The 15,096-nt window shown below is 61.4% G+C and carries 15 protein-coding genes; 7 read left to right on the top strand and 8 right to left on the bottom strand.

The genetic code is table 11. The features are described 5' to 3' along the window. Nucleotides 1-298 precede the first annotated feature (298 nt). From dnaA to CKW40_RS02680, 5 genes are all read right to left on the bottom strand, one after another. On the bottom strand, nucleotides 299-1,843 hold the full coding sequence (gene dnaA / locus CKW40_RS02700; RefSeq protein WP_095198365.1) for a chromosomal replication initiator protein DnaA: 1,545 nt from the start codon (nucleotides 1,841-1,843) through the stop codon (nucleotides 299-301). A gap of 857 nt (nucleotides 1,844-2,700) precedes the next feature. Beyond that, nucleotides 2,701-2,967, bottom strand: coding sequence for a 30S ribosomal protein S20 (gene rpsT / locus CKW40_RS02695; RefSeq protein WP_095198364.1), 267 nt, complete (start codon nucleotides 2,965-2,967; stop codon nucleotides 2,701-2,703). Nucleotides 2,968-3,148: 181 nt separating this feature from the next. Continuing rightward, the gene (locus CKW40_RS02690) at nucleotides 3,149-3,922 is read right to left on the bottom strand and encodes an enoyl-CoA hydratase (protein ID WP_095198363.1); all 774 of its coding nucleotides are present in this window, start codon (nucleotides 3,920-3,922) and stop codon (nucleotides 3,149-3,151) included. 92 nt (nucleotides 3,923-4,014) lie between these two features. Next, nucleotides 4,015-4,905, bottom strand: coding sequence for a bifunctional DNA-formamidopyrimidine glycosylase/DNA-(apurinic or apyrimidinic site) lyase (gene mutM, locus CKW40_RS02685; RefSeq protein WP_095198362.1), 891 nt, complete (start codon nucleotides 4,903-4,905; stop codon nucleotides 4,015-4,017). Continuing rightward, entirely contained in the window at nucleotides 4,898-6,139 is a 1,242-nt protein-coding gene (locus CKW40_RS02680) for a phosphopentomutase (RefSeq protein WP_095198361.1), read from the bottom strand. Before CKW40_RS02680 ends, mutM begins: the two co-directional genes overlap by 8 nt. A 337-nt stretch (nucleotides 6,140-6,476) precedes the next feature. Here CKW40_RS02680 and CKW40_RS02675 point away from each other — a divergent pair, with 337 nt between their 5' ends. Further along, nucleotides 6,477-7,400: a phosphate/phosphite/phosphonate ABC transporter substrate-binding protein gene (locus tag CKW40_RS02675; protein ID WP_095198360.1), complete on the top strand. Its 924-nt coding sequence runs from the start codon at nucleotides 6,477-6,479 to the stop codon at nucleotides 7,398-7,400. Nucleotides 7,401-7,406: 6 nt separating this feature from the next. Here CKW40_RS02675 and CKW40_RS02670 read toward each other — a convergent pair whose 3' ends face one another. From CKW40_RS02670 to CKW40_RS02660, 3 genes are all read right to left on the bottom strand, one after another. Next, nucleotides 7,407-8,030 (bottom strand): TadE/TadG family type IV pilus assembly protein, encoded by a 624-nt coding sequence (locus CKW40_RS02670; protein ID WP_095198359.1) that lies wholly within the window; start codon nucleotides 8,028-8,030, stop codon nucleotides 7,407-7,409. Between the two features lie 34 nt (nucleotides 8,031-8,064). Beyond that, entirely contained in the window at nucleotides 8,065-8,655 is a 591-nt protein-coding gene (locus tag CKW40_RS02665; RefSeq protein ID WP_095198358.1) for a TadE/TadG family type IV pilus assembly protein, read from the bottom strand. A 140-nt stretch (nucleotides 8,656-8,795) separates the two neighbouring features. Continuing rightward, nucleotides 8,796-9,218, bottom strand: coding sequence for a pilus assembly protein N-terminal domain-containing protein (locus CKW40_RS02660; RefSeq protein WP_095198357.1), 423 nt, complete (start codon nucleotides 9,216-9,218; stop codon nucleotides 8,796-8,798). Between the two features lie 356 nt (nucleotides 9,219-9,574). Between CKW40_RS02660 and CKW40_RS02655 the strand changes: the two genes are divergently transcribed. From CKW40_RS02655 to CKW40_RS02630, 6 genes are all read left to right on the top strand, one after another. Beyond that, nucleotides 9,575-9,751, top strand: a complete 177-nt coding sequence (locus tag CKW40_RS02655) for a Flp family type IVb pilin (protein ID WP_095198356.1) — start codon at nucleotides 9,575-9,577, stop codon at nucleotides 9,749-9,751. Between the two features lie 185 nt (nucleotides 9,752-9,936). Then, nucleotides 9,937-10,455: an A24 family peptidase gene (locus CKW40_RS02650; RefSeq protein ID WP_095198355.1), complete on the top strand. Its 519-nt coding sequence runs from the start codon at nucleotides 9,937-9,939 to the stop codon at nucleotides 10,453-10,455. 226 nt (nucleotides 10,456-10,681) lie between these two features. After that, nucleotides 10,682-11,497, top strand: coding sequence for a Flp pilus assembly protein CpaB (gene cpaB, locus CKW40_RS02645; RefSeq protein WP_095198354.1), 816 nt, complete (start codon nucleotides 10,682-10,684; stop codon nucleotides 11,495-11,497). Beyond that, on the top strand, nucleotides 11,494-13,011 hold the full coding sequence (locus CKW40_RS02640; RefSeq protein WP_095198353.1) for a type II and III secretion system protein family protein: 1,518 nt from the start codon (nucleotides 11,494-11,496) through the stop codon (nucleotides 13,009-13,011). Before cpaB ends, CKW40_RS02640 begins: the two co-directional genes overlap by 4 nt. Nucleotides 13,012-13,025: 14 nt before the next feature. Continuing rightward, nucleotides 13,026-13,763, top strand: coding sequence for a CpaD family pilus assembly protein (locus CKW40_RS02635; protein WP_095198352.1), 738 nt, complete (start codon nucleotides 13,026-13,028; stop codon nucleotides 13,761-13,763). 37 nt (nucleotides 13,764-13,800) lie between these two features. Further along, complete coding sequence (locus tag CKW40_RS02630; RefSeq protein WP_095198351.1) at nucleotides 13,801-15,090, top strand: CpaE/TadZ family protein; 1,290 nt, start codon at nucleotides 13,801-13,803, stop codon at nucleotides 15,088-15,090. Nucleotides 15,091-15,096 lie beyond the last annotated feature (6 nt).

Genomic DNA, 15,096 nt, shown 5'->3' with positions numbered 1-15,096 from the left:
GAACAGGCTCAGAATCTGCGTAAACTGACAGGAAAAAGCCAGCAAACGCAAGCCCGCGCCACCGGTTCCGGCCGGCTGCGCGGGCTTTCTGGGGATAAAGGCCGAGAAGACCGCCAGCCTATGCGCTGAATCCGGAATCCAGATCATCGCCAGGCTTTGTTTTGACACAATTCCGGACGGAAAACCGTCTCACACTTTTCCTGGAATTGCTCTGCGCCGCGAGCCCATTTCGGGCTCACGGCCGGGCAGGCAAGCCATTGAATTCCAGTGCGGTTCCGGCTTGCCTGTGCCGGATCGGTCAAGCCTGGTCGTTGATCAGCCGCCGCAGCAGCTCAAGTTCCTGGGCCAGCGTGTTGTCGTTGCCGGACAGGTCCTCGATCTTGCGCACGGCGTGCAGCACCGTGGTGTGATCGCGGCCGCCGAAGCGCCGTCCGATTTCGGGCAGCGAGCGCGGCGTCATCACCTTGGACAGGTACATGGCGACCTGCCGCGGCTTGACGATGGTGCGCGTGCGCCGGTTGGACAGCAATTCGGTCTTCGACACGTTGTAGTGGCGCGCCACGATGCGCTGGATATCCTCGATGCGGACCCGCTTCGGCTCGCCGGTGCGATAGATGTGGCCGAGGATCTCGTCGATGCGGTCGATGGTGATCTGCGGCTCGAACGACTGGCGGAACAGCAGCTGATTGAACGCACCCTCCAGTTCGCGTCCGCTGCCGGTCACGGTGCGGGCGACGTGATTGAGGATCTCGTCGGAAATATCCAGCGATGCGTCGTCGACCCTGGCCGTGGCGAGGCGCAGTTTGAGCATGCCGAGGCGCATGGCGAAATCCGGCGCCGACATTTCGAGCGCGACGCCGCCATTGAGGCGCGAGCGGACGCGCGGCTCAAGCGATTCCAGTTCGGACGGCGGCCGGTCGGCGGCGACGACGACCTGCTTGGCGCTGTCGAGCAGCATGTTGATCAGATGGCAGAATTCATGCTGGATCGATTTGCCCTGCAGGAACTGCATGTCGTCGATGATCAAGAGGTCGATGTCGCGCAGCTGCTCCTTGAGCGTCAGCGCGTTGTTGTCGCGGATCGCCGTGGCGAAGCGCCACATGAAATATTCCGCGGTGAGATAGACGACGCGGGACTTGGGGTTCTGCTTCAGCGATTCCGCCGCGATAGCCTGCAGCAAGTGGGTCTTGCCGAGCCCGACGGTCGCATGCAGGAAAAGCGGATTGAAGCGCACCGCGCTCGACTGCGATTCCGCTACGGCCTTGGCGGCAGCGAAGGCCACCCGGTTCGACGGCCCCTCGATGAAGGAACCGAACGTGTAGCGCGGGTCAAGCGGTGATCCCAGCACGTTGTGGCGGAACTCGCTCTCGACCACCGCACCCGGGCGCGGCACGGGAGGCCGTTCCACCCTGCCGGGGCTTACGGTGCCGGCGGCCAGCGCCGTCTGCGTCTGTCGCGTCATCTTGCGCGCCGGCGCCAATTCCGGTTCGGCATGGCTGCGTCCCTGACGGGTGGCCGTGCGCACGACGATCTCGATCTTGAGGAGATCGGCATCCTCCTGCTTCCACAGTTCGGAGATGAGGTCGAGATAGTGGCCGTTGATCCACGAGCGCAGGAACGCGGTGGGCACCGAGATGCGGACAATGCCCTTGGACGCCTCCGCGACCTTCATGCGGCCGAACCAGCTCGAATAGACTTCAGCCCCCAGACGCGCCTTCAACTGGGTCTTGACCCGGTCGAACTTCTGCTCCGCGTCGCTGGAGACCGCCATCTCGTTTGCTCCGATCAAAGTTCCAGGAAATGGGAGGTCGCCCGTAAGCTCCCTTTCGATGCCGCTCTGCATGATCGAGTTCCTTGCTTTTCTGTACCTGTTTTCCGCCGGGGATGCGCCTCCTGCATCCTTGTTTCCAGCGACTGTGTCTTCGCCACGATGCCCGTTGCCGCCGCCGGCAATGAACGTCGCCCACTATTCGGAGGGAACCGGTGCCGGCCCATGGAAGCCAGTCCGCGTTGGGTATGTCAGGGCAATACAACACCGTCCGGCGAAAGAGCGCCGGCGCGCCGTCTACCTGCCATGTCTATTTACGCCAGTCCCCTACCGTATCGAAAAAGAGCAAGCCATACCCGTTCGCGGACTTGATCCGCGTCGCAAATCCCGCCAATTTAAGCTGGCTGCGTCAGGCTGGGTTAGGGCCACAGGCCCGTCCCTTTCGATGGATCGACATTACCGAAATCGCTGTGGATAGGGCAAGGCCACGTCTAACGGATTTTTAAGGAATCTGGTTACCTCGGGCGCCTTGGGGCGCCATGCCGTAGCGGCATATTTTGACAAAGCCATTGTGATTCAAACCCTTTTCCGGCGAATATGAAAAAGCCGGCCCGCTTCGAAATATTCTGAAATAATTCGCTTGACAGCCAGTTGTCCTCCCGTCCCTCCGGGGTGCTGTGGACAAGCTGTGGACGACCATGGGTAACTGTCTGAAAAATATCGCTTATTTCTGATAGTTAAGAGTTTTTGAGCCGCCTCTTTTCAAGCATGTCAGCCATCAGCAGGCATGCATGTGCCGGCAAAGCATTTAGGAGTCTGGAATCTGCTTTGGGCGCCGTTTCCGAGCATTCTTTTTAAGTACTTGCCGGCAAACGAAAAAAACCCGGCACGATCGGCCGGGTTTTAAGGAAGCTTAGTCTGTAAAGGCGATATCAGGCCGACAGCACCTTGAGGCGCGCGGCCAGACGCGACACCTTGCGGGACGCGGTGTTCTTGTGGATCACCCCCTTGGTCGCGGCACGCATCAATTCCGGCTCGGCGGCCTTGAAAGCGGCCTGAGCGGCAGCCTTGTCGCCGGAGGCGAGTGCCTCCTCCACCTGGCGGACATAGGTACGCACGCGCGAGCGGCGGTTCTTGTTGATCGCTGCGCGGCGGACGATCTTGCGCGTTGCCTTTTTGGCCGAGGATGTGTTGGCCATGATGCCTCTCTTCTGATCTGGTCGGCGCACGCGGCATGCCGCAGGGCGCAAAAAACAAACGGGCAGCCACAGGGCCGCCTCGGTTGGTGCGGCTTATAGTTCAGCTTTTCCGGCGCGTCAACGCTGCCTGGCGTTCTTTTTGGCCGATGCCACAGGGTTTCGATCGCCGGCCGGCAACACTCTACCGATTGGTGAAATTCGGCTTCCGCTTTTCGGCGAAGGCCGCCATGCCTTCCTTCTGGTCTTCGAGCGCGAAAAGCGAGTGGAACAGACGGCGCTCGAACCGCAATCCCTCGGCCAGCGTCGTCTCATAGGAACGGTTGACCGCTTCCTTCGCCATCATCACCGACGGCAGCGAGAAATCGGCGATCTTGGCCGCCGCCTTGACCGCCTCTTCGACAAGCTCGGCGGCGGGCACGACCCGCGACACCAGGCCTGAGCGCTCGGCTTCCGCGGCATCCATCATCCGTCCGGTCAGGCACATATCCATCGCCTTCGATTTGCCGACGAACCGGGTCAGGCGTTGCGACCCGCCCATGCCGGGAATGACGCCGAGCGTGATTTCGGGCTGGCCGAATTTGGCCGTGTCGGCGGCAATGATGAAGTCGCACATCATGGCCAGCTCGCATCCGCCGCCGAGCGCATAGCCGGCCACTGCCGCAATGATCGGCTTTCGCGTGCGCGTGAACTCTTCCCAACCCGCGAAGAAGTCTTGGCTGTAGGCGTCCACATAGGAGATCGCCTGCATCTCCTTGATGTCGGCACCCGCGGCGAAGGCCTTGTCGGAACCGGTAAGAACCATGGCGCCGATGCCAGGATCGGCGCTGAACCCGTTCACGGCTGCGACGAGCTCAGCAAGGATCTGGGAATTCAGAGCATTCAGCGCCTTTGGCCGGTTCAGTGTGATCAGTCCGACCTTGCCACGCGTCTCGGTGATGATCGTTTCATAGGCCATGGCTGCTTCTCCTCACTCGACCCGGTCTATCTGATTGCGTGACGCAATTCCGGACGGAAAACCGTTCACACTTTTCCTGGAATTGCTCTAACTCAGCTCTGACACGTCCGGCAATAGAAGGTCGAGCGTCCGCTCTGCACGATGCGCTCAATGTGGCCGCTGCAGCCGGGCTTCGGGCAGGGCTCGCCCTCGCGGTCGTAGACGGCGAAGGAATGCTGGAAATAGCCCAGCGATCCGTCGGTATGCACGTAGTCGCGCAGCGACGACCCGCCGGCGGCGATGGCATCCGATATGACCGAGCGGATCGCCTCGGCCAGGCGTTCGCTTTGCTCCCTGGCCTTCTTGCCCGGCTTGGCGACGGTGCCCGCCTCACGCAAGGGCGACAGGCCGGCGCGCCAAAGCGCCTCCGATACATAGATGTTGCCAAGTCCGGCGATCAGCCTTTGGTCAAGAAGTGCTGCCTTCAGCGGCGATCGCCGCTCCTTCAGCAACGAGGCAAGCAGCACGCCGTCCAGCGCGTTGCCCGTGGGCTCGACGCCCAGTCCGGCCAGCATCGGATGCGTCTCCGGCGACCCTTCCGCAAACAGCATGAAACCGAAGCGGCGCGGGTCGTTGAAGATCACGCGCGACCGGGCGCCGTTGGCGGCGACGACATCGAACACGACATGGTCGTGCGTCGTGTTTTTCGAGCGTTCGCGGTGGAACACGCCGGGTGTCTCGCCGTCGTCGTCCGTCTCGATGCGAAACGAGCCCGACATGCCGAGATGGCAGATCAGCACCGGGCCGTCCTGCACATGCATGGTCAGATATTTGGCCCGTCGGCCGAGCGCCGTGATCGTCTTGCCGGTCAACCGTTCCGCAAACCGCTCGGGAAAGGGGAAGCGCAGATCCGGCCGCCGCGCCTCGACCTTGGCCAGGCGGGCACCTTCCAGGACCGGCTGCAGGCCACGCCGCACCGTTTCGACTTCGGGCAATTCAGGCATGGCCGCCAATCATCGCGTGGAAAGAAGTGCCGTGGCGGCCGGGCGCCAGGTGGAGGTGTTCGGCGACGGTCTCGCCAATATCGGCGAATGTCGTTCTCAGTCCGATGTCGCCACCTGTCAAACCCGGTCCCATGCCGATCACCGGGATACGTTCACGCGTATGATCGGTCCCTCGCCAGGTCGGATCGTTGCCGTGGTCGGCCGTCAGGATGAGAAGGTCGCCCTGCCGCAGTTTTGCGAATGCTTCCGGCAGCCGCCGGTCGAAGGCCTCGATCGCGGCGGCATAGCCGGCGACATCGCGGCGATGGCCGAATTCGGTGTCGAAATCGACGAAATTGGCAAAGACGAGATCGCCGTCGCCGGCATCATCCATCGCACCGAGCGCCTTGTCGAACATGGCCATGTTGCCGGCCGCCTTGCGCACTTCCGAAACCCCGCGATGGGCGAAGATGTCGCCGATCTTGCCGACGGCGATGACGCGGCTTCCCCGCGCCGTCAGCCGGTCGAGCAAGGTCGGCTCCGGCGGCGGCACGGCATAGTCATGGCGATTGTAGGTCCGCTGGAAGGTGCCGGCGGTCTCGCCGACGAACGGCCGTGCGATCACGCGCCCGATCCTCAGCGGATCGACCAGCCGGCGCACCACCTGACAGAATTCATAAAGCCGCTCCAACCCGAAATGGACTTCATGCGCGGCGATTTGCAGAACCGAGTCGACGGAGGTGTAACAGATCGGCTTGCCGGTGCGGATGTGTTCCTCGCCGAAGCGTTCGATGATATCGGTGCCTGGCGCATGGCAGTTGCCGAGAATGCCTGAAACCTCGCCCTCGCGGATCATCGCCGCGGTCAGATCAGCCGGAAAGGCGGGAACCGTATCCGGGAAATAACCCCAGTCGAAGCGAACCGGCAGGCCTGCGATCTCCCAGTGACCGGAAGGGGTGTCCTTGCCGCTCGAAACTTCCTGCGCCGCGCCATGGAAGGCATTGGCGGCCAGATCCGTCCCGAAATGGGCAAAAGCCAATCCTGTCGCCGTCTCGGCTGCCTTGCCGAGCCCGAGAGCTGCCATGTGCGGGACAAACAGCGGCCCCTGACGAAGCCGCTCGCGATCCGCACGCCCTTCGGCGCAAGCTTCGGCGATATGCGCAAGCGTGTTGGCGCCGGCGTCGCCATAGCGTTCAGCATCGGCCGCGCCGCCGACGCCGAAGGAATCCAGGACAAAGAGGAAAGCACGCGCCATCGGGTCATTGTTGCCAGTTTGGACGCCCAGACATAGGGTTCCACAGCGGTATTGGCAATTCGGAAACCAAACGGCAACGGCTGGCGTGGATAGTCCAGTGCATGTCGCCCAAAAGTGCGCAGCGGTTTTCGGGGAACGACATGCACGAGCTAAGAGTGCATGTAGCCCAAAGTGCCTGGCGGTTTCTGGGACAACGACAGGGACAAACCAATAGTCCATGTCGTCCTGAAGTGCGCAGCGGTTTTGGGGTGACGACGACAGACGTAATCCAAGATAAAAGTATTGCGGCGCACCGGGCATGGGCATGGATCGAAGAAAACCCAAGGACGGTCTTTTTATGAACGCTGCGCTGAAGGCATGTGCTGCCCTTGTGGCCGTGCACGGCGCCCTCTGGTGTGGTCCGGCGCGGGCCGACTGGCGCGATGATATCGGCACATTTCGCATCGGCATCGTCGCTGAGCCTGGCGCCGGCAACACCGTTCCGGGGCTGGCGCTGTTGACGCAATCCTTTACCAATGCGCTCGGCATGAAGGTGGAGTTCGTCGTTGCGCGCGACTATGCGGCACTGATCGAGGCGCAGGCCAACGCCCGGATCGAGTACGCCATCTATTCGGCAACGGCTTACGCCACGGCGCTGCAGCGTTGCGGATGCATCGAGCCGCTTGTGGCACCGGTCGATTCAGACGGTGCGGCCGGCATCCGCTCCGTGCTGCTGACCAGGGACGGCAAGCTGTCTGGCCTGGGGGCTATGCAGACGCACCGGATCGCCATGCCGCCGCCGGACAGCGTCGGGGGCTCGCTTCTGCCGCTGGCGGAACTGTCCGCCGAACACGTCAAGATCGCCGAAGATTCTCCCTTTCTGGTTCATACGGATTCAGCGTCGGCGGCGGAAAAAATGCTCTTCGACGGCCAGGCCGACGCCTCGTTCGGCTGGGTGAGGGCCGCGGCCGACGGCCAGCCATTGCTGTCCGACGGCACGCAGGCAAGGCTCGAAGCGGCCGGCCTTTCGCCGTCGGCTCTCAAGGTCGTGTGGACGTCGGGCCTTTTGAGATACGGGCCCCATGCCGTGCGAAGCGATCTTGATCCGGAAGCCAAGCGCCGGCTGACCGTGTTCCTCACCAACCTCAAATCGACGACGCCGGATGTCTACGATCTCCTGGAATCGAAACACTCTGGCGGCTTTTTGACCGTGTCCCCAAAGGATTACGCGACAGCGGAAGCCATCGTGCGCCTGGTGTCGGCCGACGGTGGGCAGCAATAAAAGTCTTCAGCAGTCGCTGCAGGGGATGGTCAGGCTTCTGCGCGGTCGCAGATAGTAGGTCTCGCCCATCGGGATCGTGGTGGTGAGGGATTGGGTCAGTCCAAGCTTTTGCTGGGTATCGGTCGTCCAGCCGATAATCGGCGCATAGCTAAGGTTGCTGTCAACGCGGATGAGGAAGGTACCGGCGACCTTGAGCGTTGTCGGAACCGTGGTGGTCGTGCCTGCGGTGGCGCCGACGCTATAGACGCCGCTGGCGACCTTGCGCGACCACACCACCAGGACCCTGGGCGTCGGATCGGTCGTGACCTGTATTGCGGTGATGGTGATGTTGGGCGTCGAGCGGTTGTAGGGCTGAATGGTCGAGGTGCCGATTTTCATGATGGCGTCGAGATCCGCCTTGACGATGGTCGGCTGCTGCGTGATGAGATCCGCGACCATGCTGCCGATGCGGCTGACCTTCTTGCTGGTCTCGATGGCCTGCGACGCCTCCATGGTCATAAAGTACATGATCAGCAGGATAGGCACGATAAGAGCGAACTCGACCGCCGCCACCCCACGACGATTGGCGCAGAACCCGACCGCTTTGCTCCAGAGTCCGGCAATTCCCGGATGTGCCCCCGCACGCATCATGTCATTGCCTTTTTTCTTGTTGGTGCTTCCGAACTCAATTGTCGAACGGCTCGTTCTGCCAGGTCACCGACGCAAAATGCAGCGTCCTGCCGCCGCTCAGATTGGCCATAGACCTCGCCATCAGATCGGTCACCACAGGCCATTTGTAAAAGACCCGCAGCATGTTCTTCGATTCCGCCAGGCCAGGCGTGTTTGCAAAAGTCTGTGAGTTCGTGCCTTGCATCAGCACGACGTCGCCATTCTGGATCTTGAAGGTCGCGGTGGCCGCGTCGGCGAAAGTCGGATACTCGCGAAGATCGACGAGCAGCTGTTGCGGGCAATCCGTGGAGACGATGATCTGCAGCCTGCCGCAGATCAGGGTCGTCAATTTGGTCCCCGCCACATCGGCCGGCCGCAACTGGCCCGTGCGCAATTGGCGCGCGACATCATCGGTGATGTTGGCCATCACTTCCTGGCCGGCAAAAGAGATGCAGCTTTCAAGGATGCCAAAGACAAGAAGCGCGAACGGCAATGCCAGAATTGCGAACTCGATGGCCGTGCTGCCACGGCGGTTGCGAACGAAGCGCTTCAAAAACCTGGCGCGCTCCACCTTGTGCTGACCTGTCGAGCCGAATTCGTTGCCCATGCCCTGTTCCTGCCACCCCTGGACGGTTCCGGCAGATGTATTAGCGCAAACCAATTGAGGTCCGGTTTGGATGATCGTTAAAGTCGGCGCAGGCGTCTTAACCGGCCAGTAACCTGGACTGCCAATTAGGGCTGCGCAGCCTATTTGCTCACGCTCATCTCGGCTTCGGAGGATTTTTCAGCCTCGCTCTTGTAGGAGCTTTCGCAATAGGGCGTGCACGACATGGTCTGGACCTCGGCACGCCGGTAAATGCGAACCGTCGAGGCTGCCTGCCGCACGACGGTAACCTGCGCGTCGACGATCGGGCTGCCCTCCTGGTCGAGAACGACGAGATTGGTGACACCGAACCCCTTGCCGGTGAGCACGACCGTCGAGGCGTCCTGGACGGAGGCATCGGCGATGGCTGGGTTGCCGATGACGATCGTGTCGGCGGGGCGCGACAGTTTCACGATCTTGGCCTGATTCATCGTGACTTGGATATCGGCGCCGGCCCTGGCTGGAGTGATCAAGCTCGTGGCGGCAAGAAGCACGGCAATCAGGATTGAGGATCTCTGCACGGCCATCGAGGCGCTCCCGCAAGCAAACTGTTCAACGGAACATGAACGAGATTGGTGAACCAACGGTTAAGTCGGCTTGCTGGTGTCGGATGAAGCGACCGGCATGGCTGCTCGCATGGCCGGATCCGCGCTGGGCCGCAAGCCTCCTTAAGCCCTTGCCTTTTGCGGCGTTGGCCTGAGAAACGGCAGCGTAGCCCGCGCTTAGCATGGAGTTAACCACGCACTCTGTTCGCGCCGGGAAAGGAATCGGTAAGGCTGTTTATTAAGCCGATCGAAAGAGCTTCTCCCTAGATTGGCAGCATCCGATCAACCATTACAGAAGTTGACGGAAGTGCTGTAACACGTGGAGTAGGAGCTCTCGAATGTCTAACCTTTTTGCACGTTTCGTGAAGGACGAATCCGGCGCGACCGCTATCGAATATGGTCTGATCGCCGCTCTCATCGCGCTCGCCATCATCACCGGCGCCGGCGCCCTTGGCAATGCAATCAACGCCAAGTTCACCGCGATCGGAACCACCCTGAACACCAGCGGCAGCTAATCCGCTTATTGCTGAATGGTCAGCTAATGTTCTGGACAGGGGCCGCCACGTGGCGGCCCCTGTTTTATTCTGCTTGTTATGTCACCACCAAGACTAAGCGTCTTTTCGTTGCGGGCCTCATCAATCGTTAATCGAACCGGCCTAGATTGAGCCCCTTGGAATTCGCACAATAGGCATGAGCGCCGATGCTTGAAGCCCTGATCTTCGTCGTCTTTCCGTTCTGTATGCTGTTTGCCGCGATCTCCGACATGCTGTCGATGACGATTGCAAACCGCGTCTCGGTGCTGCTCGTTGTCGTCTTCGCGCTGGTTGCGCCGCTGACGGGTATGGAATGGGCAGCCTATGGCTGGCATTTCGCCGCCGGCGCCCTGGTCTTGGCCGTGACGTTCGGCCTGTTCGCGATGGGTGGCATGGGCGGCGGTGACGCCAAGCTGCTGGCCGCGACGGCCGTATGGATGGGGTTGAACATCCATCTTGTCGAATACCTCGTTGTCTCGACAATGATCGGCGGCCTGCTGACGCTCGCCATCCTGCTTTATAGGAAGTCGCCGCTGGCGGTTTTTACCGGACGCAATCCATTCCTGCGTCATTTCGCGGATGACACGACTGGGGTTCCCTATGGGATCGCGCTCGGCCTGGGCGGACTGCTGACCTATCCGGATTCGCCTTTGATGGTGTGGGCGCTGGCAAGGCTTGCGAACTGAACGCGATCTGATTTCCGCTACCATTAACCGCGTTGCCCGACCCCTTTGAAACCCTTTGAAAAGAGCCGTGGCCGGGCTCTTTGCATTCGTGGCGGCACGATCCGGCTAATTTATGTAAACCTTAAATTAATCACGATCGTAAGCATTACATTAACCTTGTTTTGACGATTGCCGCTGCAAAGTCCGGCTTGGCTACGTGGTTTGCCAAGGGCGAGGGTTCGGACAGATGCCAGCATCCCGACTGATTATTCTGAGCGTGGCGGTGGCCGCGGCGGGTGGCGCTGGCTATGTCGCAAAAAATATGGTCGCCGCGCCGCCGCCGCAGATCGTCGTCGATTCCGGCCCCCAGGCTCCCGCCGTCCCGCTGCAGGACGTGCTTGTGCTCTCGGGCGATGTCGCGATGGGCAACGCGCTTCAGAACAACATCTCCTGGCAATCCTGGCCGGCCGACGGCGTCAACGCGAATTTCATCACCAAGGCCACTGCTCCCGACGCCCTGGAGAAATTGAAGGGGTCGATCGCCCGTGTGCCGATGTATGCGGGTGAGCCTGTGCGGCGTTCCAAGCTGATCGGCGAGGGGCAGAGCTTCATGTCGTCCATCCTGCCTTCCGGCATGCGCGCGGTCGCCACAACCATATCGGCCGACACTTCGGCCGGCGGCTTCATCCTTCCAAACGATTTCGTCGACGTCATCATGACGCGAAGGGCCGATGCCAGCAGCGGCGGCACCGGTTTCAACACCGAAACCATCCTCAAGAACATCCGCGTCCTGGCAATCGACCAGACGATCCAGGAGGACGAGGAGGGCAAGAAGACCAGGGTGGGCCAGACCGCCACGCTGGAGCTCACGCCCAAACAGGCGGAGATCATCACCGTCGCCCAGCAGATGGCCGATCGCCTGACACTGGCGCTGCGGGCGATCACGGACACCCAGGAAAAGAATGTGGACGAGGCCGACTATCTCGTTTCCGGCAATGGCCGCAAGGGAACGGTGAGACTGATCAAGTCGGGTGAAGTTTCCGAAGTAGGGGCAAGGAAATGAGGCTAAGCGGTAAACTGCCGGCAATCATAGCCGCGGCATTCGGCCTGCTGCTCGTCGGAACGAATGTGCAGGGCGTTGTCGAGGCGAAGAGCACTAAGGTGACGGCCACGACCGCCAACCAGCGCGTCAAGCTTGGCCTCAACAAATCGGTGGTCATAGACCTGCCGAGCGATGCCTACGACATTCTTGTCGCCAACCCGACCGTTGCCGATGCGGTGACCCGCACCGCAAGGCGTATCTATCTGTTCGGCAAGGCGGTCGGCGAGACCAACATCTTCGTCTTCGGTCCGAACGGCGAACAGATCGCCAGCCTGGATCTGGCCGTCGAACGCGACGTTGCCGGCCTGGAGGACTACATCAAGCGCTTCCTTCCGACTTCGACCGTCAAGGTGGAACTGCTGAACGACAACGTTATCTTGACCGGAACGGTCGATACGCCGCTGGACGCGAAACGAGCGGTCGACCTGGCGACGATCTTCGTCTCGGGCGGTGAAGCGACGACGGGTCAGTATTCGCAGACCGCGGCTGGCGGCTCGGCCTCGAACGGTGTCGACATCAACAATCCCGACCAGCAACGACGCGTCTCGAAGATCGTCAATCTCCTGCAGATCATCGGTGACGACCAGGTCACGCTGAAAGTGACGGTCGCCGAAGTCAGCCGCTCGGTGATGAAGCAGCTCGGCGTCAACATGATAGGCAGCGGTGGCAGCAACGGCATAAGCTACGCTGCACTCAGTGACCCTTTCACTGGTCTTGGCAAGCCGCTGTCGAACGCGGGCTTAAGCATCGGCAACTCGGCGCTGCAGGCCTATATCAATGCAATGGAGGAGTCCGGGGTCATGAAGACGTTGGCGGAGCCGACGTTGACCGCGGTATCCGGTGAGAAGGCGACCTTCAAGGTCGGCGGCGAATACAATATGGTGAGCTCGGTCTCCGCTAACGTATCCACCGACAATCAGACCGGTCTGAAGACCTATACAGTCGACAAGATCGAGTACGGCATCGGCCTGGAATTCCAGCCGGTGGTTCTGTCGCCCGGTCGCATAAGCCTGAAAGTCAGAACCTCGGTTTCCGAACCGACAACCGAGGGGTCCGTGTCGGCATCCACGGACAATAAGAGTATCGGCATGAATGCCCTGTCACTGCGCAAGCGTCTTGCAGATACGACCGTCGAACTGCCCTCGGGCGGCTCCATGATGATCGCCGGCCTGGTTCGCGACGATGTCAGGCAAGCCGTCACCGGCTTGCCTGGGCTGACAAAAATCCCAGTGCTCGGCGCGCTCTTCCGCAGCAGGGATTTCGTGCGCAATGAGACCGAACTCGTCATCATCATCACGCCCTATCTGACGAAGCCGGTGGCACGCAACGATCTCGCCAAGCCGGACGACAATTTCAATCCTCCGAGCGACGGCGCCGGCATGTTCCTAGGCAAGGTCAATCGCGTCTACGGCACCATGCAGACCGACAAGCCCAACGGCCGGTACCACGGCGTCGTCGGCTACATCTACAAGTGAATGGGGAAGCGGACATGTCTCAGTCAGCGTTGAAGACAAGGACCATCGCCTCGACGATGCGCACCGGCCGTTCGCGGGCCGGCCTGCGGGCGCTGCCGCTGCTGGCGGTGGCGGTGACGGCCTTGCTGGCCGGCTGCGCCCAGCGCGACAGCATCACCGTTGGCGCCATTCCGGACGACTATCGCACCAACCATCCGATCGTCATCGCCGAGAAGAACCAGAAGATCGACCTGCCTGTCGGCGCCGGCGACCGCGGCATGACCGGGTCGCAGCGCGACACGCTGCTCGGTTTCCTCGACGGTTATGACAAGAGTGCCGCGCCGACATTGACCATCCAGATTCCGAGCGGATCGGCCAATGAGGTCGCGGCGTCGGCGGCCGGCCGTGATTTCGCCAGGCTCGCGGTCGCCAGCGGCATCAAGCGCAACCGCATCGTCGTGGTCTCCTATCAGGCTGGATCGAGCGAGACATCCGCGCCGGTTCGCGTCTCCTTTATCGCGGTGAGAGCCCAGACCGACAAATGCGGCCGCTGGCCCGACGATCTGGTCGATACGTCGGAGAACAAGCACTATGCCGACTTCGGCTGCTCCTATCAGAACAATCTCGCCGCCCAGGTTGCGAACCCGTCCGATCTGCTCGGGCCGCGCAAGCAGACCACCATCGATGCGGAAAATCGTGGTGCGGTGATCGATATCTACCGCAGCCGGGGTATTTCGGGTGAATTCCTCGGCAATTCGGAAGTGACGTACTGAGCCGAGCCCTCGAGGAAAGAGAAGCCACGGAAAGAGCATGACCATGAGCAACCTTGCCTATGACGCCACCGTGGACGGCGGTGATACATCGCCGCAGGACATCGCCGCGATGCAGGCGTTGCGCCCGGTTCCGCGCATCTCGATCCAGGCGTTCTGCGAGACCGAGGGCGTCGCCAATCCGGTCGAGCGCGCCGGCGAGGACCGCCGCATGACCAAGGCGCATCTCAAGGTCCACATGGGCGGCGTTCCCACGGCAATCGAGTTCTATCAGTCGGCGCCGACGCCGAACCTGATCCTGCTGGAGTCGCGCAGCGAACCCAAGCAATTGCTGGAGCAGCTCGCTCAGCTCTCGGAGTACTGCGATCCATCCTCGAAAGTGGTGGTGATCGGCCACTATAATGACGTCGGTCTCTACCGCGAACTCATCCGCTCCGGCATCTCGGAATATGTCATCGCGCCGGTGTCGATGGCCGACATCGTCAGTGTCGTGTCGTCGATTTTCGTCGATCCGGAGGCCGAACCGCTCGGCCGTTCGGTCGCCTTTATCGGCGCCAAGGGCGGCGTCGGCTCTTCCACCATCGCCCACAATGTCGCCTGGGCAATGTCCTCCCTGTTCAAGTCCGAGGTCGTTGTTGCCGACCTCGACCTCGCCTTCGGCACGGCCAACATCAATTTCGACCAGGATCCGGCACAGGGTATCGCTGAAGCGGTGTTCTCGCCTGAACGCGTCGACGAAGTCTATCTCGACCGGTTGCTGACCCAGTGCGCCGAGCACCTGTCGTTGCTCGCGGCGCCCTCGACGCTGGAGCGCGTCTACGACTTCGATCCCGAAGCCTTTGCGCAACTTGTCGATACCGCGCAGCGCAGCGTGCCGCTTCTGGTGCTGGACGTTCCCCATGTCTGGACGGGCTGGGCCAAGAACACGCTGGTCAAGGCCGACGAGATCGTCATCACGGCGACGCCGGAACTGGCCAATCTGCGCAACACAAAGAACCTGGTCGACATGTTCAAGCGGCTTCGTCCTAACGACCCGCCGCCGAAGCTGATCATCAACCAGGCCGGCGTCCCCAAGCGGCCGGAAATTTCGCCGTCCGATTTCGCCGAGCCGCTCGGCCTGACGCCGATGTCGGTCATTGGCTTTGATCCGTTGCTGTTCGGCAATGCCGCCAACAATGGGCGTATGCTCGGCGAGATGGATGCCAAGAACCCGGTTGTGGCCATGATCAATGAGATTGCTCATGTACTGACCGGGCGAAGCGAAATCCGGACGAAAAAGAAGGCTGGCCTGGGCAGCCTGCTCGGCAAGCTCTCGCGCAACAAGAAGTGACGCTTT

It is taken from the genome of Mesorhizobium carmichaelinearum, from assembly GCF_900199455.1.
In the GTDB taxonomy this organism is placed as follows: domain Bacteria; phylum Pseudomonadota; class Alphaproteobacteria; order Rhizobiales; family Rhizobiaceae; genus Mesorhizobium; species Mesorhizobium carmichaelinearum.
This window is presented reverse-complemented; position numbering and strand designations above follow the sequence as displayed.